Annotated in this window: 17 protein-coding genes, 1 tRNA gene and 1 pseudogene; 6 read left to right on the plus strand and 13 right to left on the minus strand. The window is 52.7% G+C overall.

The genetic code is table 11. The features are described 5' to 3' along the window. Window positions 1-239 precede the first annotated feature (239 nt). The 3 genes from HGD79_RS19100 to HGD79_RS19110 form a co-directional block, all read right to left on the minus strand. Complete coding sequence (locus HGD79_RS19100) at window positions 240-1,226, minus strand: Gfo/Idh/MocA family oxidoreductase (RefSeq protein ID WP_001297165.1); 987 nt, start codon at window positions 1,224-1,226, stop codon at window positions 240-242. 78 nt (window positions 1,227-1,304) lie between these two features. After that, on the minus strand, window positions 1,305-1,988 hold the full coding sequence (locus HGD79_RS19105) for a vancomycin high temperature exclusion protein (protein ID WP_168848474.1): 684 nt from the start codon (window positions 1,986-1,988) through the stop codon (window positions 1,305-1,307). 76 nt (window positions 1,989-2,064) lie between these two features. Continuing rightward, the gene (locus HGD79_RS19110) at window positions 2,065-2,568 is read right to left on the minus strand and encodes a M48 family metallopeptidase (RefSeq protein ID WP_001297151.1); all 504 of its coding nucleotides are present in this window, start codon (window positions 2,566-2,568) and stop codon (window positions 2,065-2,067) included. An 84-nt stretch (window positions 2,569-2,652) separates the two neighbouring features. Here HGD79_RS19110 and rlmG point away from each other — a divergent pair, with 84 nt between their 5' ends. The 3 genes and pseudogenes from rlmG to higA all read left to right on the plus strand — a co-directional run bounded on the left by rlmG (window position 2,653) and on the right by higA (window position 4,476). Next, the gene (gene rlmG / locus HGD79_RS19115; protein ID WP_000018690.1) at window positions 2,653-3,789 is read left to right on the plus strand and encodes a 23S rRNA (guanine(1835)-N(2))-methyltransferase RlmG; all 1,137 of its coding nucleotides are present in this window, start codon (window positions 2,653-2,655) and stop codon (window positions 3,787-3,789) included. Window positions 3,790-3,979: 190 nt separating this feature from the next. Next, a pseudogene (locus tag HGD79_RS19120) lies at window positions 3,980-4,063 on the plus strand (type II toxin-antitoxin system HigB family toxin); the annotation flags it as partial. Further along, the gene (higA, locus tag HGD79_RS19125) at window positions 4,060-4,476 is read left to right on the plus strand and encodes a type II toxin-antitoxin system antitoxin HigA (RefSeq protein WP_000560253.1); all 417 of its coding nucleotides are present in this window, start codon (window positions 4,060-4,062) and stop codon (window positions 4,474-4,476) included. The pseudogene HGD79_RS19120 and the gene higA, both read left to right, overlap by 4 nt. A 44-nt stretch (window positions 4,477-4,520) precedes the next feature. Here higA and fadH read toward each other — a convergent pair whose 3' ends face one another. From fadH to ebgR, 7 genes are all read right to left on the minus strand, one after another. Next, entirely contained in the window at window positions 4,521-6,539 is a 2,019-nt protein-coding gene (fadH, locus tag HGD79_RS19130; RefSeq protein WP_000121461.1) for an NADPH-dependent 2,4-dienoyl-CoA reductase, read from the minus strand. 325 nt (window positions 6,540-6,864) lie between these two features. Further along, window positions 6,865-9,216 carry an alpha-glucosidase gene (gene ygjK / locus HGD79_RS19135; protein ID WP_168848475.1) on the minus strand — a complete coding sequence of 784 codons (2,352 nt, stop codon included), beginning with the start codon at window positions 9,214-9,216 and terminating at the stop codon, window positions 6,865-6,867. Between the two features lie 16 nt (window positions 9,217-9,232). Continuing rightward, entirely contained in the window at window positions 9,233-10,303 is a 1,071-nt protein-coding gene (gene ygjJ / locus HGD79_RS19140) for a protein YgjJ (protein WP_168848476.1), read from the minus strand. Window positions 10,304-10,436: 133 nt separating this feature from the next. Continuing rightward, complete coding sequence (locus HGD79_RS19145) at window positions 10,437-11,870, minus strand: amino acid permease (protein WP_001285446.1); 1,434 nt, start codon at window positions 11,868-11,870, stop codon at window positions 10,437-10,439. A gap of 62 nt (window positions 11,871-11,932) precedes the next feature. Further along, entirely contained in the window at window positions 11,933-12,382 is a 450-nt protein-coding gene (locus tag HGD79_RS19150; RefSeq protein ID WP_001219954.1) for a beta-galactosidase subunit beta, read from the minus strand. Beyond that, window positions 12,379-15,471, minus strand: a complete 3,093-nt coding sequence (ebgA, locus tag HGD79_RS19155) for a beta-galactosidase subunit alpha (protein ID WP_001082869.1) — start codon at window positions 15,469-15,471, stop codon at window positions 12,379-12,381. Before ebgA ends, HGD79_RS19150 begins: the two co-directional genes overlap by 4 nt. Before the next feature lie 183 nt (window positions 15,472-15,654). Then, complete coding sequence (gene ebgR, locus HGD79_RS19160) at window positions 15,655-16,638, minus strand: transcriptional regulator EbgR (RefSeq protein ID WP_000212470.1); 984 nt, start codon at window positions 16,636-16,638, stop codon at window positions 15,655-15,657. A gap of 218 nt (window positions 16,639-16,856) precedes the next feature. Between ebgR and HGD79_RS19165 the strand changes: the two genes are divergently transcribed. Beyond that, on the plus strand, window positions 16,857-17,189 hold the full coding sequence (locus tag HGD79_RS19165; RefSeq protein ID WP_000450589.1) for a tRNA-binding protein: 333 nt from the start codon (window positions 16,857-16,859) through the stop codon (window positions 17,187-17,189). A gap of 41 nt (window positions 17,190-17,230) precedes the next feature. On the opposite strand, the gene ygjG is transcribed toward HGD79_RS19165, so the two are convergent. Next, window positions 17,231-18,610, minus strand: a complete 1,380-nt coding sequence (gene ygjG, locus HGD79_RS19170; protein WP_001297164.1) for a putrescine aminotransferase — start codon at window positions 18,608-18,610, stop codon at window positions 17,231-17,233. Between the two features lie 417 nt (window positions 18,611-19,027). On the opposite strand from ygjG, the gene aer reads away from it, so the two are divergent. Continuing rightward, window positions 19,028-20,548, plus strand: coding sequence for an aerotaxis sensor receptor Aer (aer, locus tag HGD79_RS19175; protein ID WP_000094682.1), 1,521 nt, complete (start codon window positions 19,028-19,030; stop codon window positions 20,546-20,548). A gap of 153 nt (window positions 20,549-20,701) precedes the next feature. On the opposite strand, the gene nfeR is transcribed toward aer, so the two are convergent. After that, entirely contained in the window at window positions 20,702-21,325 is a 624-nt protein-coding gene (gene nfeR / locus HGD79_RS19180) for a DNA-binding transcriptional regulator NfeR (RefSeq protein ID WP_000018000.1), read from the minus strand. 276 nt (window positions 21,326-21,601) lie between these two features. On the opposite strand from nfeR, the gene nfeF reads away from it, so the two are divergent. Next, complete coding sequence (nfeF, locus tag HGD79_RS19185) at window positions 21,602-22,366, plus strand: NADPH-dependent ferric chelate reductase NfeF (protein WP_001065895.1); 765 nt, start codon at window positions 21,602-21,604, stop codon at window positions 22,364-22,366. Between the two features lie 53 nt (window positions 22,367-22,419). Here nfeF and HGD79_RS19190 read toward each other — a convergent pair. Then, window positions 22,420-22,495, minus strand: a tRNA-Ile gene (locus HGD79_RS19190). Window positions 22,496-22,563 lie beyond the last annotated feature (68 nt).

Here is a 22,563-nt window from a genome sequence, read left to right on the forward strand (position 1 = left end):
TCAGCCGCTGCTTTTTATGCATAGACCTCGCCTTCCGGCAAGGTCTCACTTACAACAAAAAAGGAATACGTCTGCGTATTCCTTTCGGGTTGCCCGGTGACCGGATGTGGTTTTTCACACATCGTAATGACGATCGACCGGCAATGAAGTTACTCCCCTTTGCAGGTAACAAAGTATGACAGACCATTCAGCCAGTCAATGGTCTGTTACATACCTTTTACACTGTTTTACTTTGGCAATTATAGTTTTACGCTATCTGCCGGAAAAATCACCCCAGTCTGGCGGCGGATCTCGGTCAGCAGTTTGGCGGTGATGCGACTGACCGCCAGCCCCGGATGATCCACCAGATGCTCATCCACCAGGGTAGCGAACAGCTCTGCTTCGTAGAGCATGGTATTAATATGCTGCGGCTGGGTGAGATCCTGCATTTGGCTGCCACGCGGCACGAAGCACACTTTCTGGCATTCAGACAGTTTTTCAATCACCAGCGATCCTGCTTCGCCCTGAATCTCGCTCGCCAGGACAGAATCACTGACTTTTGAGTGCTGCAAGGTGACGCTGAAATCACCGTAATCCATCACCACCACGCCGTGGGCATCTACACCGCTTGCCAGCAAACTGGCGGTTGCCTGCACGCTTTTCGGCTCACCAAATAACGCCACCGCCGACGCCAGGCAGTAAAAGCCGATATCCATAATTGAACCGTTAGAGAATGACGGATTAAAGGTGTTGGGATTTTCACCGTCCAGGTAACGTTGATAGCGCGAGGAATACTGGCAATAGTTGAAAAAGACTTTACGCAATTTGCCGACTTTCGGCAGCGCCTGGCGCAGCAAATGAAAGTTCGGCAGGCAGGCGGTTTTAAATGCCTCAAACAGCACCACCTGATTTTCCCGCGCACAGGCAATGGCGGCATCCACTTCCGCCAGATTCGACGCCAGTGGTTTCTCGCAAATCACATGAATTTTATGGCTAAGGAAAAGTTGTGTCTGGGAAAAATGCAGGGCATTCGGGCTGGCAATATACACCGCGTCAATGGCATCGCTTTCCGCCATCGCTTCCAGCGAGGTAAACAGATGCTCGACAGAAAAATCATTGGCGAAGTGCTGAGCCTGCTCAAGGCTGCGGGAATATACGGCGGTTAACTTGTATTTACCGCTCTCATGGGCGGCCTCGACGAACTGGCGAGTGATCCAGTTCGTACCAATCACAGCGAAACGTATCATAACGCGTGGATACTCCATAAAGGGATTCTGTCGTCAATGTAGCACGCCTTTTTCATCTTCGACGTGCGCAGATACGCATTATTCTTTTGCCGGACAGCCATGCTCACTAAACGACCCAATCATGACCGATGGCCCGAGATATTTCGGCTGGCGATGGAGGATTTTGGCGTCAATCACGGCGCTGACACGAGCGAGTTTCTCCCGCAGTTGAGTATAAAAACCGTGCTTCATATTGAGGTCAGGCGCGTTAAAACCGATAGCGTCGATGCTGTACTGTTTTGCCAGCCAGATGGCGCGTTGGTTATGAAATTCTTGCGAGATAATGGTGATATGGTTTTCACCAAAAACCTTTTTGGCACGCACTACCGAATCCAGCGTTGAGAATCCGGCATAGTCGCAGAAGATCACTTTCGCCGGTACGCCTTTAGCGATCAAAGCCTGCTGCATACCTGAGGCTTCATCGTAATTTTTACGTCCGTTATCGCCACTTACCAGTAGCCATTTCACTTTTCCGGCGTGGTACAACGCTGCTGCGGTATCAATACGTCGGGTAAAGTAGCGATTACCCGGCCTGGCCCCCAGCAATAAGCCCACGTTACGCTCCGGAACTGCGTTGACATCGCTCCAGGTCAGCTGCTTGCTGGCGTTGACCATAACGCGATCGGCAATAAAAATGGTCGCTCCTGCTATAAGCAACAACAAACAGCCAATCTTAAGAGTCCGGCGAGAAAAACAAATACGGAGAAGAAGGCGGGGCTGCATGGTCGTTATCCTTAACGAAAGGGGGGAGGTCGATTTTAGGCGCTAAAGAAAGAAAAGATAACGCCTGACATCATTTTCAGATTTTGTCCTGCCCAAGCGACAACTGCGTTAGCCACAGCCGGGTGTCGAACTCAAGCTGGTGGTACTGCGGCTCCATATGGCAGCACAACTGGTAAAACGCTTTGTTATGCTCTTTCTCCTTCAGGTGCGCCAGTTCGTGCACCACGATCATACGTAAAAACGGTTCCGGCGCGTTGCGAAACACAGTAGCGACGCGGATCTCTGCTTTTGCTTTCAGCTTGCCGCCCTGCACACGAGAAACAGCGGTATGTAACCCGAGCGCGTTTTTTAGCACATGGATCTTATTGTCATACATCACTTTATTGATCGGCGGGGCATTACGCAGAAACTGATTTTTCAGATCCTGAGTATATTGCCAGAGGGCTTTATCGGTGGCGTAGTCGTGTGTTCCCGGATAGCGTTTTGCCAGCACATCGCCCAGACGCTGTTCGTTAATCAGCGTTCGCACCTGGGAAAGTAGCTGCTCGGGATAACCCTGAAGATAAGTAAGATTGTTCATAACCGCCCACGAAAAAGAGAAAAAGGGTATACTCACGCACCCTTTTCAGGGGCAACGTCGAAATTTTATCATTCAGGAGGGCCGATGAGCCACTTAGACAACGGTTTCCGTTCACTGACACTACAACGTTTTCCGGCGACGGATGACGTTAACCCGCTACAGGCGTGGGAAGCGGCGGATGAATATTTGCTGCAACAGTTGGACGACACAGAAATCCGCGGCCCGGTGTTGATCCTGAATGATGCCTTTGGTGCGTTAAGCTGCGCGCTGGCGGAACATAAGCCGTACAGCATTGGCGACTCATACATCAGTGAACTGGCGACGCGCGAGAATTTACGCCTCAACGGGATTGATGAGTCGAGCGTGAAGTTTCTCGACAGCACCGCCGACTACCCGCAACAGCCGGGTGTGGTGCTGATCAAAGTGCCGAAAACACTGGCATTGCTGGAACAGCAACTGCGTGCGCTGCGCAAAGTGGTCACGTCGGATACACGTATTATTGCCGGTGCCAAAGCCCGTGACATTCACACTTCCACGCTGGAGCTGTTCGAGAAAGTGCTCGGCCCGACCACCACTACGCTGGCATGGAAAAAAGCGCGCCTGATTAATTGCACTTTCAATGAACCGCCGCTGGCCGATGCGCCGCAGACCGTTAGCTGGAAGCTGGAAGGTACTGACTGGACTATCCACAACCATGCGAATGTCTTCTCCCGCACCGGGCTGGATATTGGCGCACGCTTCTTTATGCAACATCTGCCAGAGAATCTCGAAGGTGAGATTGTCGATCTCGGCTGTGGTAACGGCGTTATTGGCCTGACGCTGCTTGATAAAAACCCGCAGGCGAAAGTGGTGTTTGTCGATGAATCGCCGATGGCGGTCGCTTCCAGCCGAATGAATGTTGAAACCAACATGCCAGAGGCGTTGGATCGCTGCGAGTTTATGATCAACAACGCGCTCTCCGGAGTGGAGCCTTTCCGCTTTAATGCTGTGCTCTGCAACCCGCCGTTTCATCAGCAACATGCGCTGACCGATAACGTCGCCTGGGAGATGTTCCACCACGCCCGCCGCTGCCTGAAAATCAACGGCGAACTGTATATCGTTGCCAACCGTCACCTGGATTACTTCCATAAACTGAAGAAGATTTTCGGCAACTGCACCACCATCGCCACGAATAATAAATTTGTGGTGCTGAAAACAGTGAAGCTGGGGCGTCGTCGGTAAGATTGGGAGTTACCTGCCGGATGCGGCGTTAACGCCTTATCCGGCCTACGTTCAGCACGTTACTCCCAGGCCGGATAAGACGCGGCAAGCGTCGCATCCGGCAATGTCTGCCCAGTTCTGGAATCGCGCTTCCATAAAACAAAAAATCCCTGTCACCATCCTCTACATTCTCTTGTTTAGCGTTGTTCAACGTTTATGCTACATACGTGAAGTTATGACGCATAAAGAATACGATTTCTTTACCGCTGTTCATCGTACTAAGGGGAAAAAATGATTGCGATTGCCGACATCTTGCAAGCAGGAGAAAAGCTAACTGCGGTGGCACCTTTTCTGGCGGGTATTCAGAACGAGGAACAATACGCCCAGGCGCTGGAACTGGTAGATCATCTGCTGCTCAACGATCCTGAAAACCCCTTGCTGGATCTGGTGTGTGCCAAAATAACCGCGTGGGAAGAATCAGCGCCCGAATTTGCGGAATTTAATGCCATGGCTCAAGCCATGCCTGGCGGTATAGCCGTGATTCGTACCCTTATGGATCAATATGGTTTAACCCTTTCCGATCTGCCGGAAATTGGCAGTAAATCTATGGTGTCACGCGTTTTGAGCGGGAAGAGGAAATTAACGCTGGAACACGCTAAAAAATTGGCAACGCGATTCGGCATTTCTCCCGCCTTGTTTATTGATTAACGCGACGTGCCGGATGCGTTGCATCCGGCGCTTCAAATAACGATTTAAATCTCCAGCGCCAGCCGTGTTCCCTGGGCAATTGCCCGTCGTGCGTCCAGCTCCATAGCCACATCGCAGCCGCCAATTAAATGCACAGTTTTCCCGCTATCAATCAGCGGTTGCGCCAGCGCGCGGTTTGGCTCTTGCCCTGCGCAGATCACCACATTGTCCACTGCTAATACCTGCGTTTCGCCGTTGATCACCACATGCAGCCCGTCATCGTCAATCTTCTGATAACTTACGCCTGGGATCATTTTCACACCCCGCGAGAGCAGGGTGGTGCGATGGATCCAGCCGGTGGTTTTGCCTAACCCCTGTCCCGGTTTGCTGGCTTTGCGCTGGAGCATCACAATTTGCCGTGGGCTACGCGGGATCTGCATTCCCTGCGGGCTTAAGCCACCAGCCTGTTGTAGGCTGCTGTCGATCCCCCACTCATTACAGAACCTGGCGATATTCTGGCTGGTGGATTCGCCCGGCTGACTTAAATACATCGCCGTATCAAAACCAATCCCGCCACAACCGATGATGGCAACCTTGTTGCCTACCGGCGCTTTGTCGCGCAGTACATCGAGATAACTCAATACCTTCGGATGATCGATCCCGTCGATAGGCGGAACGCGCGGCACGATCCCACTGGCGAGGATCGTTTCATCGAACGCCTGTAACTGATCCGCCGTCACGGTGTGATTGAGTTTCAGCGTCACGCCCGTCACTTCGATCATCCGGTGGTAATAGCGCAGCGTTTCGTAAAACTCCTCTTTGCCGGGGATCTGTTTGGCGATATTAAACTGCCCGCCGATCTCGCTGTGGGCATCAAACAATGTTACCTGATGCCCACGCGCCGCCGCGTTAATGGCAAACGCCAGCCCAGCAGGTCCCGCACCGACCACCGCCAGATTTTTTTTCTGCACGGCAGGAAGGATTGGCATTTTGGTTTCGTGGCAGGCGCGAGGATTCACCAGGCACGAGGTGACTTTGCCAACGAAGATCTGATCGAGGCAGGCCTGATTGCAGCCAATGCAGGTGTTGATCTCATCGGCTCGCCCCGATTGCGCTTTTGACAGCAGTTCCGCATCAGCAAGAAACGGTCGTGCCATCGACACCATATCGGCATCGCCGCGCGAGAGAATGTCGTCGGCAACCTGCGGATCGTTAATCCGGTTGGTGGTCACCAGCGGCAGCGAAACGTGGCCTTTCAGTTTGCGCGTGACCCAAGTAAATGCGCCGCGCGGCACGGGCGTGGCAATGGTCGGAATACGTGCTTCATGCCAGCCAATGCCGGTGTTGATAATGGTCGCGCCCGCCGCTTCAATGGCCTGCGCCAGCTCTACCGTTTCGGCAAAAGTCCCGCCGTCTTCGACCAGGTCGAGCATCGACAGTCGGTAGATAATAATGAAGTCGTTGCCGACGCGTTCGCGCACCGCACGCACTACTTCTACGGCAAATCGCATCCGGTTGCGGTAATCGCCGCCCCACTGGTCACTACGCTGATTGGTGCGCAGCGTCAGAAATTCGTTGATCAAATACCCTTCGGACCCCATTACCTCTACACCGTCGTATCCTGCCTCCCGTGCCAGTTGCGCGCAGTGGGCGAAATCGTCGATCAGTTGCAGGATCTCTTCATGGGTGAGTTCGTGAGGAACGAAACGGTTGATGGGGGCCTGCAATGCGGAGGGAGCGACCAGATGCGGTTGGTAGCTGTAGCGCCCGGTATGCAAAATTTGCAGGGCTATTTTGCCGCCTTCCTGATGTACCGCTTCGGTAATGGTGCGATGGTGTGGGATCTGGCTGGCGTCGTTGAGCATTGCGCCACCTTCCATGCCAACGCCTGTTAAATCTGGTGCAATGCCGCCGCTGACAATCAGCGCCACGCCGTGACGGGCGCGTTCGGCATAAAACGCTGCCAGCCGCTCGGCACCGTCCGGGTATTCCTCCAGCCCGGTGTGCATTGAGCCCATCAACACGCGGTTTTTTAACGTGGTAAAACCTAAATCCAGCGGGGCGAACAGCGACGGGTAGCTCATAAAATTGTCCAGTATGTAAAATAATTGTTATGTGGTCGGATGAGTTCTAATTTAGCCGTCGCCGGAGAAAAGGGAAAAGGGGAGTGCGGGGTTTGTGATGGGATTCAAAAAGAATACGCCCGGTGGTAACGCCGGATGCGACGCTTGCCGCGTTTTATCCGGCCTGGGGGATTGCACATGTAGGGCGGATAAGGCGTTCACGCCGCATCCGCCAGTGGCACGGTGCAGATGCCGGATGCGACGCTTGTCGCGTTTTATCCGGCCAGGAGGATTGCACATGTAGGGCGGATAAGGCGTTTACGCCGCATCCGCCAGCAGTTGCAAATTATTGCTTACGGAAAAAATCGTTATACAACATATACAAATGCGCGGCACTCCAGGAGAAATTTGGTGCGCCTTGCTGTGCGCCAGTCAGCGGGTTGTAATTCTCCTGAATTGGGCCATCGGCGGTTAATCCTTTGGCGTGACGGAAGAACGTATCCGCCAGTTTCAGGGCATCATCGCGATAACCGTAACGCTCCATCCCTTTCAGACCAAACCAGAACTGATCCACCCATACGCGCCCACGCCAGTAGATATCAGCGCCAAAAGCCGGATTGGTTAACGCCGCCGTTCCCAGCGGGACAAAGGTGTTGAACTCTTTAGGATCGAGCATCACCTTCACCACCGCGTCGGCATTGGCCTGCGTTGCCGCACCGTTAAACAGCGGCGACCAGCCTTCCGGCCCTTTACCGCGCTCAACAATCGGTTTGCCCGCGCAGCCGTTCGCCAGTGGTTTATCTTCAATACGTACGTCATAGTAGAACTGGGTAGTCGGGTCGAACATACAGGTGTTGATGTAGTCCGCGAGCTGCTGTGCCAACTGGCGATAGCGTTTGGCCTCTTCTGGCTTACCGAGGATGGTTGCCATCTCCGCCAGATAATGGTTATCGCTGTACATATAGCTGGCCTGATCCACCGACTCCTGCAATAGCGAGTAGCCCAGCAACGTTCCGTCCTGACTGCGGTTTTCGGCGAATTTCACCGTCCAGTCGCTACGTTTGCCGCCATTAGCGACATATTTATCCAACTGTTCTTTGTCGATAAAACCAAAGACGGCGGCATCATCACGCCCCGATTCCCACGACGCAGCGACCTGTGCCGGAATTTCCAGACTGTCGTACTGGCCTTTCTCCACCACGCGGGCGTAGTTGTTCAGCCCAGACTGCGTCTCTTCTTTGTTGCCTTTCTTCACCGTAAACAGCATCTCGCCGCTCTCAGTGTTGTGGGCTTTGTCGCGGGTCGCGCCATATTCCGGCACGCCGTTGCCGTTGTGATCGCGGTTACGTAACCACCAGTCGTGATAGGCCACCAGTTTCGGGTACATCTCTGCCAACCAGGCTTTATCCTGGGTGACGTTGTACACTTCCATCACCGACCAGGCGGCAAGGCTGGGTTTGGTATTACGTTCGTTCCAGTTGCCGCCATCGCCACCACGCTCGGGGCTAAGGTTCCACGCTATCAGGTCGGGGACAAAGCCCACATCCTGCGGACGCACGCTATCGCCAGGCTGGATCTGCCAGGAGAAGACCGCGCGGATATTCTCTTTGGCGATGTCCGGATTGAAATGCGCCATCGCAAACGCCTGCTTCCAGGTATCCCACGGCCAGGTCTGATTGCCGGAGAACCAGCGCCCGGTCACCGACGGTGTAACGGTGTTAAATTTCACCGCACCGCCCGGTGAGCGCCAGTTACCGTTGAGCGTTTCGATCGCTTTCACCGTGACGCGCGTCTGTTCCGGCGTCGCATCCGGATTGGTTAACCCTTTCTTCAGGTATTCTTCCCAGCGTTGCTGCGAGGCGGTGAGATAAAACGCCGGACGCGCCAGAATATCGCGGATCTGCATTTGCTCTTTGCTAACTTCCTGAGCGGTCAGCAGATGGGAATAGGTGGTGTAGAGCGTGGTCGAACCGTTGATATGCGCCTTACTGGTAAAGCGATTACCGTTGATTTCAGTCTGCACCGGCAGGGATTTATGCACCTGATATTCCGATTCGCCGGAGGTCAGCAGATCCCAGGTGGCGCGCACTTTGCCAAAGGTGACTTTCAGGCCATCACGGGTGGCGCTGATTTTGCGCTGATAGTCAGGGTATTCGCCAGCAATGGTTTTATCGGAAAGCGGTTTCCCTTCTTTCGCTTCCAGTTTTTCCAGCAGTTCGCCGTCCCACACCAGATCCAGCGGTTTATTGCTGGTGATTTTGGTTTCCAGTAGTGACGTGCGCGGCGTGGCGAAGCGCAGAGTCATTTCGACTTGCACATCTTTTGCTGTCAGTTTTTGCACCAGCGCACCGGGAATACTGTATGCCTCCAGCGTAAAGTCGACTTTCTTGCCGTCCTGCCAGACGGTCAGGCGGTCGAAATTGCTGGCCATAAAGTTGATGTACTCTTCCGTCAGCAGCGCAACGCCCGGAAAGCCGCCCATGGTGTTAGGGCCGTCTGGCAACAGATGACCATGCCAGGCTCCGAGATCGAAAAACGGATTAAAACGCTGGTGATCGTCGTAATCGTAATCCTTCATGTACTGCGGCGCGCCAGTACGGTTAATCACGTTTTTATAATTGTCGGCGTTAGCGGCATGGGCGGAAAAACTTATCAGCAGAGCGCAGGTTACTGGCGTTAAAATAGTTTTTATTTTCATGAAATTACAGTCCTTATTACCAGTAGAAATATTGCATCAGGAAGATTTGGTCGCTGGGATCGTGAGAGGCATTTTTCATGTAGAAGCGGCTATCAAAAGCCGTGGCGAAACGTCCGCCGCCGTATTCGTACCAGATACCAAACTGCATGAAAGAGGTGGTTTCATCGTCAGCGTGGTCAGGGCGATGTTTGGCGTAGGTGTAAGCGGTGGAGAGATAAACGCCCTTTAACGCTTCATACATGGCGCTCACCATCATCCCACTTTCACTTCCCGGTACGTCCAGCCCGTCGGCGCGTCCGGTATGGTGCCAGGCGCGAGCGGCAAAGTTAGGAGTTAGCAGGCCCGTGAGATAGAGCTGTCCTGTGCCGTCGGTGATTTCCAGATCGTTCATCCAGGTGATGCCTTCGGCAAGGTCATACTGGATGTAACCGTTCATCATTGCCGGATAGGTGTATTTGTCGTCATAGCGATCGTACTTGCCAAAATGTAGCCAGGCTTTGCTTTCGTCATGATGTCCGGCAGGTGTGGCGGTGACGCTATAACGAAAGTTGCCGCTTAAGTTCTGCACCTTCAGCGCGGTCATAATGTCGCGGGTATTGGGAATGACGTAGCCCAGATCGGGGGTGAAGTCGCCCCACCATTGCAGGTCATCCAGCGAGGAATCCTGACGCAGACTGAGCATGATTTCGGTGCCATCATTGGTACGATAACCGCCATAGAAACGGTTAATTCCGCCCTCGAAACCACCCCAGCTATGGTCTGGCACCCAGGCATTGCCGTCGTGGTCGGCCTGCACGGTCCAGCCTTCGCCGTAAATCAGGCCGAACCAGGAGCCGTACTTCATCTCCAGGCCACCTTCAATATAGGTACCGTCGCTGTATTTATGTTTATTCTCACCCTCTAAATCCATATATCCACCAACCCCTAATTCGCCGTAAAAACGAAATGAAGGAGAAGATGTCGAGGTAATTGCAGGTGTTTTTGTGTCGTCATGTTCTGCCGGACGTGCTTCTTCTCCTGCCGCAGAAAAGGCGTAGCAAAACGGCAGAGCAAGTAATGCTCTGCACGGTGCAGTGATTAATTTCATTGTGTTAATCCATGAGCTAAAGAAAAAGTACAGCCTTTTATCGTTGTAATTATAAAAATATAAAGGCAGAAACTATTTTCCCCCTCCCCATCCAGGAAGAGGGAAAATGCCTGCTCATTTTTTATTAGTCTGCTCAATCAACATTGCTGGCTGGCGTCGCTTCAATATGGCGCTCTTCAGCCGTTAATCCCTTTATATATTTACTGTATTTCCACCACGCAAAGCCGAGGAAGATAACAATACCGCCGACGTTATAAAAAATGATGGTCAGAATATTCGCGCCAGTCGGGAATGTCGAAGCGACAAACCCTACGGCAAATATCGCAATCAGCATTGAAACAACGATAATACCGGTGCGGCGGGAGCCCATGCGGAAATCGCGTGGCAGGTGATCTAATTTGGCGCGTAAATTCAGGTAAGCCAGCATGATGAATAACGGCGGAAGCATGGACGCTGCGGCAGTCATATTAATAATAGTATTCATCAGATCCTGCACGGTATTGGAACCGAGCATCGGGATAATCATCAGCGGGATGACGATCAGGAACTGGATCCACGCTGCGCGCGCTGGAACGCCGTTTTCGTTCAGTTCGACGGTTTTCTTACCAAAGATGCCTTCCGGGATTTCGGAGAAGAAAATTTTCACCGGCGTTGCGGTCCACATCAGCAGGGAACCGAACATCGCGGTAAAGGACACCAGACCGACAAAGCGATTCATCAACGCTTCCGGTAGACCAAAATACGCCGCCATGCCGTGGAATACCTGCACCGATCCGCCGGTAAATTTCAACTCTTTGCTGCTGACGAAGACGTTAATCAGCACCGAGGAGACGGAATACAGTACGCCGATAAAAATCCCGGCGAGGATGATCACTTTAACGAACGATTTCGAACCGCCTTTGACGTCGTTAACGTACACAGCGACGGACTCCGCGCCACCTGCGGCCATAAAGATCCAGGTGGTAACGCCGAGGAACGCCCAGTTGAAGTTCGGGATCATCGCGTCAACGGTGATGGGGTCAGCAGGCTGTACGCCGCCAACCAGCGCCGTACCTGCCAGTAAAATGTAGGAGAGCGTTAACAGCAGCATCAGCGTTGAAGTGACGGAGGTAATTGGCCCCAACATTTTCGCCCCGTTGGTGGAAACCCAGGTGGAGAAGGCGAACAGCACCATACTGATAATGGTGGTGGCAACCGGCGTCATAATATATTCGTAGCCGAGGAAGGCATACGAAGCATAAGCAATAACGCGCGGCAACAGTGAGGTGAAAAAGAACAGGTTTACGAACCAGTAGGTATAGGCAGTAATAAATGCCCAACGTCCGCCCAGCGAACTTTTTACCCACGCGTAGACACCGGCTTCTGAGTTTTTATTTAACGAAACAAATTCTGCGATGATCAGACAGAAGGGAATAAAATAAAAAATCGTCGCGAGGAAAAACATCGGTGCCGAGGCCAGTCCAAGCTCAATATTATTATTGATAACGTTGTTAAAGCTGTAAACGGCGGCAAAAGTCAGCGAGAGCAAGCCGAATTTGCCGATTGTATTACGTTTGGTATCAGACATAACACATCTCCGAAAATGTGTAGGGTAGCGGTGGCGGCAAACTCCTTTTGCCGCCGTAGTTGTTATTTGTTATGGAAATAACCATCTTCGATGGTGACTTTGAGAACCACTTTTTTGACCGCGTTATTGCAGATAAACCGATACGCTTCATGGATATCGCAAATAACGATTTGCCCTTCGTGGACCTCAACGGTTTCTCCGCAGCCTTTTAAATATTCACGGTCAGTTTCATCACGATAATATTCCACTACCTGTAATGTCTCTTTCGGCGCATATTCAATTTTTTGCTGCCCTTGCAGGTAGTAATGCACTTCAAAATAGCGTCGATGCCCGGTAAATAGCGCATCGGTCGCGGAGTCTGTCTCCACGCGGTAAGTCAATGAGTCACCGATGGAGTGGGCGACGCCAGGCTGAATGTTGTCGATATTTTCAATCGCTTCAACGCAGCGTTGCCACTTCTTGCCAGAGGCGTAAATCTGGCGGAACTGTTCTAAGTTATCGATGATCCTCATTGCTTATTCTCGCTGTGCAAATTCGTGGAAAAGAACCCTGCGCCGAACTCATACGACGCCAGGCTTTGCGCGGTAGCTTCTCCGCCAGAAACCGGCAGCAACGTAAAGCCGTAGCTGAAGTCACGGAACCAGACGCGCCAGGAGTCCAGCACCTCGCTGCCCCAGGAGTTGGAGCCGAGGCCAAGCAGCTGGTGGTCGAGGTTCAGGGTGATGTCATCACTGCGCTGCAGCTCGTTACAGTGCTGGGCAGCGTGGATGTTTTCCTGGGTATAGCGCCAGGCGCTGAAGTTAATTGGGCGCTGCGGAACCACCAGCAGACCGTTGCCGTGGCGGTTAGTCAGTGCCGTCCAGCGGACATGCTGACGGTTGCCGTTGTTCTGCGGGAAGGGATAGTTCTCGAACATGGCATCGACGGTGCTGCGCCAGATATCGATGATGTTAGCCTGCTGGCTGTCGGCGTAGTTTTCGCCCGGTCCACGACCGTAATACGCCACCTGATCGTATTCGCCGTTAATCCCCATGGTGAAACCGATGCACGGAATGATGTGCGGATAGTCGCCGTAACGCTCGCCGGAAAGCGCCACGTTAACCTGGCCATCGGCAGCGATGCGCCAGATGTAGGTGCAGCGCATCCCGAAGTCAAACACCGGCGGGGCAATAACTGTGCGGCTGATGATCAACACTTCACCATCGCTCTGTTCTACGGCAAAGTCGCGCAGATGTTCCTGCATGATCTGCAAATGATTCGGTTGCCACAGCCCTTCGTACTCCTGCTTGTGGTTGTCGATCATTGGCTTGAAGAAGTTGATCTTTGGCTCGCGGGTCAGCAGCGACTCGCCATTCACCTGCCAGGATGTCGGTTTGCCACTCATTTTTGAGAAGGTGATCGCGAAGTTGTAGCCGCGAACGGTGCAGCTCAAACGATCGTCTTCCAGCGTCAGCGGACGCGCATTATTTGGTGCGAAAGGCACTGGTTGCGCGGTGTTTTCCTTCAGCGGGAACTGATAAGTGGCGATAGAATGCCCGGCTTCGCTGTAGCGGGTGCGGGAATCTTTGGTCACCGTAATGTTGAGGAACGCTTCGCGGGCGTCCAGCTGCGGCAGCGTGATCTGCAAGGGGGCTTCGCTGTTCGGCGCAACGTCGCGCAGTTTAATCTGCTGCGTCGCGAGCGTTTCACCTTCGACGCGCACCTCTGCGTGCAGGGTGTAGTCATCAAGCGTGGTAAACCACAGTTTATTTTCGACTTTCAGCTCGCCGTGAGTCAGATCCAGCGCGTGGATTTTTACCGGCGCGATAACCTGTTTGTACTCTTTCAGGCCCGGTCCCGGCGTCTGATCGGAATAGATCAAACCATCAAGACAGAAGTTATAGTTGTTGGGATAGTCGCCGTAGTCGCCGCCGAATTTATACCAGACGTTGCCGTTGTCATCCTGCGCCTGGATCCCGTGGTCGCACCATTCCCAGACATAATGTCCCTGAATGCAATCGTGCTTATAGAAGACGTTCTGGTACTCCGTCAGCCCGCCTGGTCCGTTCCCCATCGCATGAGCATATTCACAGATGATGCGCGGCTTCGGATGCGGGTATTCACCAAACTCATTCATCAGCGGCACGCGGGTGTACATGGTGGAAATAATATCGACCACTTCAGCATCGCGATCTTCTTCGTAATGCACCAGTCGCGTGTCATCCAGCGCCTTCGCTGCGTGGTACATCGCGCGGATGTTACAGCCATAGCCGGATTCATTGCCCAGCGACCAGATGATGATCGACGGATGGTTTTTCTGCGCGTGAATATGGCGAACAATGCGCTCGACGTAGACTTTTTCCCACTGCGGATCGTCGGTAATACGGCTGATATCGCCGACATTAGCAAAGCCGTGCGATTCGACGTCGGTTTCCGCCATCACAAACAGGCCGTAGATATCACACAGTTCGTAAAAACGCGGATCGTTCGGGTAGTGAGCGGTACGCACGGAGTTGATATTGTGCTGCTTCATCAACTGGAGATCTTTCTCGACGCGATCCATTCCAACGGCGCGGCCTTTGCGATGATCGTTGTCGTGACGGTTGACGCCGTGCAGCATCACATAACGGTTATTGATCCAGAACAGACCGTCGCGCACTTTGATATCACGGAAGCCAACGCGTTGTGGCACCACTTCCAGAACGTTGCCGTTGGCGTCTTTCAGCGTCATGACCAGATGGTAAAGATAAGGGGATTCTGCTGACCATTGCTGCGGCTGTTCGACAGTAAAAGCAAAGCTGGCGCTGGTCAGTTTTTCAATTGCCAAATGATCAATGGCGCTGCTGTGCACCACGCGTTCGCCATCAAACAGGGTATATTCCAGCGTCGTGACGACAGGGGAGGCGGCGAGATTTTCCAGCACCACTTCGCAGGAAAGCGTGGCATCGCAATAGGCTTCGTCAAAGTCGGTACGCACAGTGAAATCGTTAATATGCGTTAGGTGTTTTCCGACCAGATAAACATCGCGGAAGATCCCCGCTGACCACCACATATCCTGGTCTTCCACGTAGGTAGAGTCCGCCCACTGCATCACGCGCACACACAACAGGTTGTCGCCGGTTTTAACCATCGCGCTGATGTCAAACTCTGCGGTCAGGCGACTGCCCTTGCTGAAACCCACATACTGACCGTTAACATAGACTTCAAAATAGGTTTCGACGCCGTCAAATTTAATCAGCGTCTGTTTACCCTGCCAGCCGTCGCTGAGGGTGAAAATACGTTGATAGGCACCGGTTGGGTTATCGCTGGGGACAAACGGCACATCGATGGGGAACGGAAAACCTTCGTCGGTATATTGCAGTTTGCCGTGACCTTCCATTTGCCACATGGCGGGGACGGTAATATGCCCCCAGTCAGCCATTAACTCAGAGGTGAAGGCTTCTGGTACTTGCAGCGGATGGTCAAAAAAGTGGAAATTCCACTGACCGCTTAAGGGCAGAAACAGGCTGCTGGTTTCGCGGGCAAAGGTACGCGCTTGCGCAACAGAATCATATGAAAAAAAGTACGCACGCGGCGCAAGTCGGTTTTCGTGGGTGAGCTGAATGTTTTCCCAGCGATTCATAGGGCCTCCCGGTAGAGAGAAATCGGAACCATTCATGGTGATGGTAGTTTGTGTAATTGCTGGGGAGTTTAGTAAAATTTTTACTAAAAAGTAGCAGGTAAATGCATTTACTTTAACTGGATCACGAAAATAAACGGCAGCACTGTCCGGCAAAAACGATTGCCGGACAGTGTGTAAGGGGATTTAACGGGTCGTGCCGCGCAGTTTTAATTTGCTGGGAACGAAGACTAACAGCGGCAGCGCGCGACCATCGCGGGCTTTTTCATACACCAGGTTAACGCCCTGACTTCCCATCATCTCGGAATGGATGCGCACGGTGGAGAGCGGCGGAAAGGTAAATCGCGCGGTGGGGATATCGTTAACGCTGATAAGCGAAATATCCTGTGGGATGTTCAGGCCTCGTTCATGAATTGCCCGCAGTACGCCGATAGCAATGGAATCGGAAGCAACAAACAGTGCCTTCGGATAGTCTTCCCGCGCCAGCATTTGTTTTGCCAGTTCATAACCCGACGAACTGGAAAAACCGCCGCGCCAGATATCCTCTTCGCGTACCACTTGTTTCAGTCGGCCATATTCCGCAAAGGCGACCTCACGAATATCCGCCTTGCCAGGCTCATCTTCACCGCCAATAAAACCAATACGATTAACGCCCTGGTTGATATAGAAGTCGATGATTTCTTTACTGATGCGTGCCAGATCGATATCCACCGCATCGTAACCGCTGCCGGGTTCGTGAAAGTCGATAAAACAGATATTGTCGGTCAACGCACAGGCGGCGGCGCGCAGGGCGGGCGTGGGTTTGCCGACAATTAAAATACCGGTGACGTTTTTAATGTCTGGTAATCCGCTGTGTTCATAACAGTTGGTGAGCTCAATGCCCAGCTTTTCGCACTGAGTTTCAATGCCGTGGCGGATCGCCAGATAGTAAGGATCGTTGATCTCCAGCTCCTGTTGGTAGCTGTAGATAGCCAGAATATGGTGTTGGTTGACTGCACCTGTCTGGAGTTTACGGGCACTACTGGTCTTGTACTCCAGCTTTTCGGCGATCTCGAGAATGCGATGTTTCGTCTCTTCTTTCACATTCAATGTCGGATCGTCATTTAAGACCCTGGATACTGTCGCCAGGGATACGCCAGCTTCGATTGCGATGTCTTTTAGTGTTGCCATGTTTACCTTTTTTACTTTCCCTGATGTGCGCCCCCATTGTAGAGGAAGTGCTTATCGGGTCACCTGTTTTCAGTAAATAAAGCGCGTTTCTTTGACGCTGTAACGGTAACACAGCGGCTCACGAATGTGATCACGCCTGCATTCTCCATTTTTAGCCTACAGGATTGAGAAAAACTTTTGCTATAGTTTAGTAAAATTTTACCCGAAGGGAGGAAACAATGGAAACCGTGGCTTACGCTGATTTTGCACGTCTGGAAATGCGCGTCGGAAAGATTGTGGAAGTGAAACGCCATGAAAACGCCGACAAGCTGTACATCGTACAGGTTGATGTGGGGGAAAAAACACTGCAAACCGTGACCAGCCTGGTGCCGTACTACAGCGAAGAAGAGCTGATGGGGAAAACGGTGGTGGTCTTATGCAATCTGCAAAAAGCGAAAATGCGTGGTGAAACGTCGGAATGCATGCTGTTGTGTGCGGAAACCGATGACGGCAGTGAAAGCGTGTTGTTAACGCCGGAGCGGATGATGCCTGCGGGCGTACGCGTCGTATAAAAAGATCGGATGGCGACGTCGTATCGCCATCCGATTTGATATTACGCTTCTTCGACACTTACTCGCATGGCCGCCAGCGCCTTACGCGCCGCTTTGATCACCAGTTCACACTGTTCAATGGTCAGTGTCAGTGGCGGTTCAATGCGGATCGTTTTGGCGTTATTGAGCGTTCCGGCCACCAGTACGCGCTGGCGGAACATCTCGCTGGCAAAGTTATAGCCGATTTCGTTATCAACAAACTCAATTGCCATCAACATCCCTTTACCACGCGCTTCCTGTACCAGATCGGGATATTCCCGCGCCAGTTGACGGAAACCGTCCAGCAACATATCGCCTTTTTGCTCAGCCTGAGCCGGTAAGTTCTGCTCCAGCAACACATTGATGGTCGCCAGCGCCGCCGCACAGGCCAGCGGGTTGCCGCCAAAGGTGGTGGTATGCAGGAATGGGTTGTCGAACAGAACTGAAAACACCTCTTCAGTGGCGATGGTCGCGCCAATCGGCATCACGCCGCCGCCGAGCGCTTTGGCAAGGCAGAGGATATCCGGCTGTACGTTCTCATGCTCGCAGGCGAACATCTTGCCCGTGCGCCCCATGCCCGTTTGTACTTCATCGAGGATCATCAGTGCGCCGAACTCATCGCATAGCTTACGTACGGCGGTGAGATAGCCCGGCGGCGGCAGAATTACGCCACCTTCACCCTGAATCGGTTCGAGGATCACCGCAGCCACATCATCACCGGTTTTTTTGCACTCGTTAAGAGCCGTGCGCATGGCTTCGATATTGCCAAACGGCACATGACGGAAGCCCGGCAGCAGTGGCATAAACGGTTTGCGGAAGGTCGATTTCGCCGTGGCCGACAGCGCGCCAAGTGATTTACCGTGGAACGCGCCGCTGGTGGCAATAAAAGTAAACTTGCCGCGCGGTGACTGGTAAGCTTTCGCCAGCTTCAGCGCTGCTTCAACGGACTCGGTGCCGCTATTACAGAAGAAGCTGTATTTCAGTTTACCGGGCGTTAGCGCAGCAAGGGTTTTCGCCAACATCGCCCGTAACGGATCGAGCAGCTCCTGGCTGTGCAGCGGTTGTTTCGCAAGTTGATTCTGTACGGCGGAAACCACAACTGGATTACGGTGCCCCACGTTGAAAATTCCAAAACCTCCCAGGCAGTCGATAAACTCCTGTCCCTGGGTGTCGACAAGCGTATTTAAACCTCCCGCTTGCCACTCTACGGCTCCGTAATCCCCGCCGGCGGTAACAGATTTGCGATACTCTAAAAACCCCGGATTGACATGCTCTTTGAAGTATTCAATCACCTCTCGGTTAAGTGCTTTCATCTCCTCATGATCCAGCGTTCGCTTCTCAATGAGATTCAGGGCGTGGGCGCTGCACGCTAAAGCCGATGCGCTCGAAGGTAACCTGTTCAAAATATGCTCCGGAGGCTCGCGTATCACATGATACCGATTTAAGTATTGCAGGGATTGCGCCACTCCGGCTGCGATCGCGAAAATCGGGATAAACACAAATTCGGTTATCATTTGTGCAATATTTAATGCTATCTGTTAACATTTGTTGTTATTTTGCACGGTTTTTGTCGGGTATGGATTTGATGATTGCTGCGCAAATGCACGTTTTCAGGGCAATAATTGCCTGATTTTTGGGCAAGATAATTAACGTTTTCGTATAGTAACAGAGTGAAAGTATTTTAAATCAAAGAATTAGATTTGTGCTTTAATCGCAAATTGCGATCTAAATCAAATTAATCGGTTAAAGATAACCGCAGCGGGGCCGACATAAACTCTGACAAGAAGTTAACAACCATATAACCTGCACAGGACGCGAACATGTCTTCTCATCCGTATGTCACCCAGCAAAATACCCCGCTGGCGGACGATACCACTCTGATGTCCACTACCGATCTGCAAAGCTATATCACTCATGCTAATGACACTTTTGTGCAGGTGAGCGGCTTTACCTTGCAAGAGTTACAAGGGCAGCCGCACAACATGGTGCGTCACCCGGATATGCCAAAAGCGGCGTTTGCGGATATGTGGTTCACCCTGAAAAAAGGGGAGCCCTGGAGCGGCATCGTGAAAAATCGCCGCAAAAATGGTGACCATTATTGGGTGCGGGCCAATGCGGTACCGATGGTGCGCGAGGGAAAAATCAGTGGCTATATGTCGATTCGTACCCGGGCGACGGATGAAGAGATTGCGGCGGTGGAGCCGCTGTACAAAGCGCTGAACGCCGGACGTACCAGTAAGCGTATTCATAAAGGCCTGGTGGTGCGTAAAGGCTGGCTGGGTAAACTGCCTTCATTACCGCTTCGCTGGCGGGCGCGTGGAGTGATGACCCTGATGTTTATCTTGCTGGCGGCCATGCTTTGGTTTGTTGCTGCCCCGGTGGTGACGTATTTCCTCTGTGTGTTAGTGGTATTGTTGGCAAGCGCTTGTTTTGAATGGCAGATTGTGCGCCCGATAGAAAATGTCGCCCGTCAGGCACTGAAGGTGGCGACCGGAGAGCGTAATAGTGTTGAGCACCTGAATCGCAGCGATGAGCTGGGGCTGACATTACGCGCGGTAGGGCAGCTTGGCCTGATGTGCCGTTGGCTAATTAACGATGTCTCAAGCCAGGTGTCCAGTGTCAGAAATGGCAGTGAGACGCTGGCGAAAGGCACCGATGAACTGAACGAACATACCCAGCAGACAGTTGATAACGTTCAGCAAACGGTGGCGACCATGAACCAAATGGCGGCGTCGGTGAAACAGAACTCTGCCACGGCGTCGGCTGCCGATAAACTTTCTATCACCGCCAGTAATGCGGCAGTGCAGGGTGGGGAGGCGATGACCACGGTGATCAAGACAATGGACGATATCGCCGACAGTACCCAGCGCATTGGCACCATTACTTCGCTGATTAACGATATTGCGTTTCAGACCAATATTCTGGCCCTGAATGCGGCGGTGGAAGCGGCGCGTGCCGGCGAACAGGGCAAAGGTTTTGCAGTGGTGGCAGGGGAAGTGCGTCATTTAGCCAGCCGCAGCGCTAATGCTGCCAACGATATTCGCAAGCTGATTGATGCCAGTGCTGATAAGGTGCAATCCGGTTCGCAGCAGGTACACGCCGCCGGACGGACGATGGAAGATATTGTGGCACAGGTGAAAAACGTCACCCAGTTGATCGCCCAGATTAGCCATTCAACGCTGGAACAGGCCGATGGGCTTTCCAGCCTGACCCGTGCAGTGGATGAGCTTAACCTGATCACCCAGAAAAATGCCGAGCTGGTGGAAGAGAGTGCGCAGGTGTCGGCGATGGTGAAACACCGCGCCAGCCGACTGGAAGACGCGGTGACGGTGCTGCATTAATCGGTATGCCGGATCCGGCGGTTGGAGCACAATGCCTGATGCGATGCTGGCGCATCTTATCAGGCCTGCGGGGTGTGTAGCGGGTGTAGGCCGGATAAGGCGCGTCAAGCGTCGCATCCGGCAATTGCACCGCGCCACTGGCGGATGCGGCGATTAATCCAGTTGCGTAATATCAAAAGCGGCGCGGTCGATCACCGCAATGATCTTTTTTATTTGTGCATCACTGATATCGCTCTGGTTGACGTGTAAATCCAGCACCGCTTTAAAATTATCCAGCGCCCGCTTCATTTGCGGGTTCTGGCGCAGCGCCGCGCCAACGCAACGCGCTTTGATGCGTTCTTCAATCATCTCCACCTGTTCGCGGTTTTCTTCCAGCCACTGCGCGCCTTGTTCGGTCAGCGCAATCTGCTTCTTACCACCTTCCTCTTCGCGGATGGTAATCAGCGACTGCTCCTGCAGAAAATCCAGCGTTGGGTAGATGACGCCCGGGCTTGGGGTGTAATTCCCCTGGGTTAGGTTCTCAATCGCTTTAATCAATTCGTAACCGTGGCTGTCATCGCGCGAGAGAATATCCAGAATCACCAGACGCAATTCACCGTGACCAAAGAAACGTTGCCGACGACCGCCGCCGCGACCGTGGCGACCACCGCAGCATTGACCGTGTTCATGCTGGTGACCGTGTCCGCAGTGCTCGTGTTCTGACTTCTCACCTTTGCAGCAGCCCTCATGGCGTGGCTGGCCTTCATGTTTACAACACCCTTCGTGATGATGGCTCATATCAGCCTCCTTTTGCTTAATTAGATATATCTAATTTATATCTGATGTGAGCATTACTGCAAGTACAAAAATGATGTTTAAACGTGGAAGCACCTCACATCCAGGCCGGATAAGACGTTCACGCCGCATCCGGCAGCATTGCTATGGCACTGAATGCCTTCACATACTTCAGATATATCAGTTCTACAAATCGCTTGCATTTATCATGATTAACAATCATTATCATTTACGAAAATTATTTAGATATATCTGATTACTATCACGAAGGCGATAACAATGAATAACTCCCCCCGCTACCCGCAGCGCGTTCGCAATGATCTGCGCTTCCGTGAACTGACTGTGTTACGCGTTGAGCGCATCAGCGCCGGTTTTCAGCGCATTGTCCTCGGCGGCGAGGCGCTGGACGGTTTTACATCGCGCGGCTTTGACGATCACAGCAAACTCTTCTTTCCTCAACCTGACGCTCACTTTGTGCCGCCAACGGTAACGGAAGAGGGCATCGTCTGGCCGGAAGGACCACGCCCACCGTCGCGTGACTATACGCCGCTGTATGACGAACTACGCCATGAACTGGCGATCGATTTCTTTATTCACGACGGTGGGGTCGCCAGCGGCTGGGCGATGCAGGCGCAACCGGGCGATAAACTTACGGTGGCAGGTCCGCGCGGTTCGCTGGTGGTGCCGGAAGATTACGCGTATCAGCTGTATGTCTGCGATGAATCCGGAATGCCCGCACTGCGCCGCCGCCTGGAAACGTTGAGCAAACTTGCCGTTAAACCGCAAGTTAGTGCGCTGGTTAGCGTGCGGGATAACGCCTGTCAGGATTATCTCGCGCACCTTGATGGTTTTAATATCGAATGGCTGGCACATGATGAGCAGGCGGTAGATGCGCGTCTGGCGCAGATGCAAATCCCTGCCGATGATTACTTCATCTGGATAACCGGCGAAGGTAAAGTCGTTAAGAATTTAAGCCGCCGCTTTGAAGCGGAACAGTATGACCCACAGCGGGTACGTGCAGCGGCTTACTGGCACGCAAAGTAACTGATATATAAAAAGAAAAAGGCTGACGATTTCTCGTCAGCCTTTGCTATATCTGGTGGCCCCTGCTGGACTTGAACCAGCGACCAAGCGATTATGAGTCGCCTGCTCTAACCACTGAGCTAAGGGGCCATGGTAGCGGATTATAAAGTAACTCCGTGTCGCAATCCAGCCATTACCGTGCGCCTGCTGTTTTTATA

Origin of the sequence: Escherichia sp. SCLE84, from assembly GCF_012584495.1 — a bacterium.
In the GTDB taxonomy this organism is placed as follows: domain Bacteria; phylum Pseudomonadota; class Gammaproteobacteria; order Enterobacterales; family Enterobacteriaceae; genus ECMA0423.

Coding starts and splice junctions, on each gene's coding strand:
- ygjJ (WP_168848476.1), bottom strand. CDS start 10,303: ATGAAATTAATCACTGCACCGTGCAGAGCATTACTTGCTCTGCCGTTT.
- HGD79_RS19100 (WP_001297165.1), bottom strand. CDS start 1,226: ATGATACGTTTCGCTGTGATTGGTACGAACTGGATCACTCGCCAGTTC.
- ebgA (WP_001082869.1), bottom strand. CDS start 15,471: ATGAATCGCTGGGAAAACATTCAGCTCACCCACGAAAACCGACTTGCG.
- HGD79_RS19145 (WP_001285446.1), bottom strand. CDS start 11,870: ATGTCTGATACCAAACGTAATACAATCGGCAAATTCGGCTTGCTCTCG.
- nfeF (WP_001065895.1), top strand. CDS start 21,602: ATGAATAACTCCCCCCGCTACCCGCAGCGCGTTCGCAATGATCTGCGC.
- HGD79_RS19105 (WP_168848474.1), bottom strand. CDS start 1,988: ATGCAGCCCCGCCTTCTTCTCCGTATTTGTTTTTCTCGCCGGACTCTT.
- aer (WP_000094682.1), top strand. CDS start 19,028: ATGTCTTCTCATCCGTATGTCACCCAGCAAAATACCCCGCTGGCGGAC.
- higA (WP_000560253.1), top strand. CDS start 4,060: ATGATTGCGATTGCCGACATCTTGCAAGCAGGAGAAAAGCTAACTGCG.
- ebgR (WP_000212470.1), bottom strand. CDS start 16,638: ATGGCAACACTAAAAGACATCGCAATCGAAGCTGGCGTATCCCTGGCG.
- HGD79_RS19110 (WP_001297151.1), bottom strand. CDS start 2,568: ATGAACAATCTTACTTATCTTCAGGGTTATCCCGAGCAGCTACTTTCC.
- HGD79_RS19165 (WP_000450589.1), top strand. CDS start 16,857: ATGGAAACCGTGGCTTACGCTGATTTTGCACGTCTGGAAATGCGCGTC.
- fadH (WP_000121461.1), bottom strand. CDS start 6,539: ATGAGCTACCCGTCGCTGTTCGCCCCGCTGGATTTAGGTTTTACCACG.
- HGD79_RS19150 (WP_001219954.1), bottom strand. CDS start 12,382: ATGAGGATCATCGATAACTTAGAACAGTTCCGCCAGATTTACGCCTCT.
- ygjK (WP_168848475.1), bottom strand. CDS start 9,216: ATGAAAATAAAAACTATTTTAACGCCAGTAACCTGCGCTCTGCTGATA.
- nfeR (WP_000018000.1), bottom strand. CDS start 21,325: ATGAGCCATCATCACGAAGGGTGTTGTAAACATGAAGGCCAGCCACGC.
- rlmG (WP_000018690.1), top strand. CDS start 2,653: ATGAGCCACTTAGACAACGGTTTCCGTTCACTGACACTACAACGTTTT.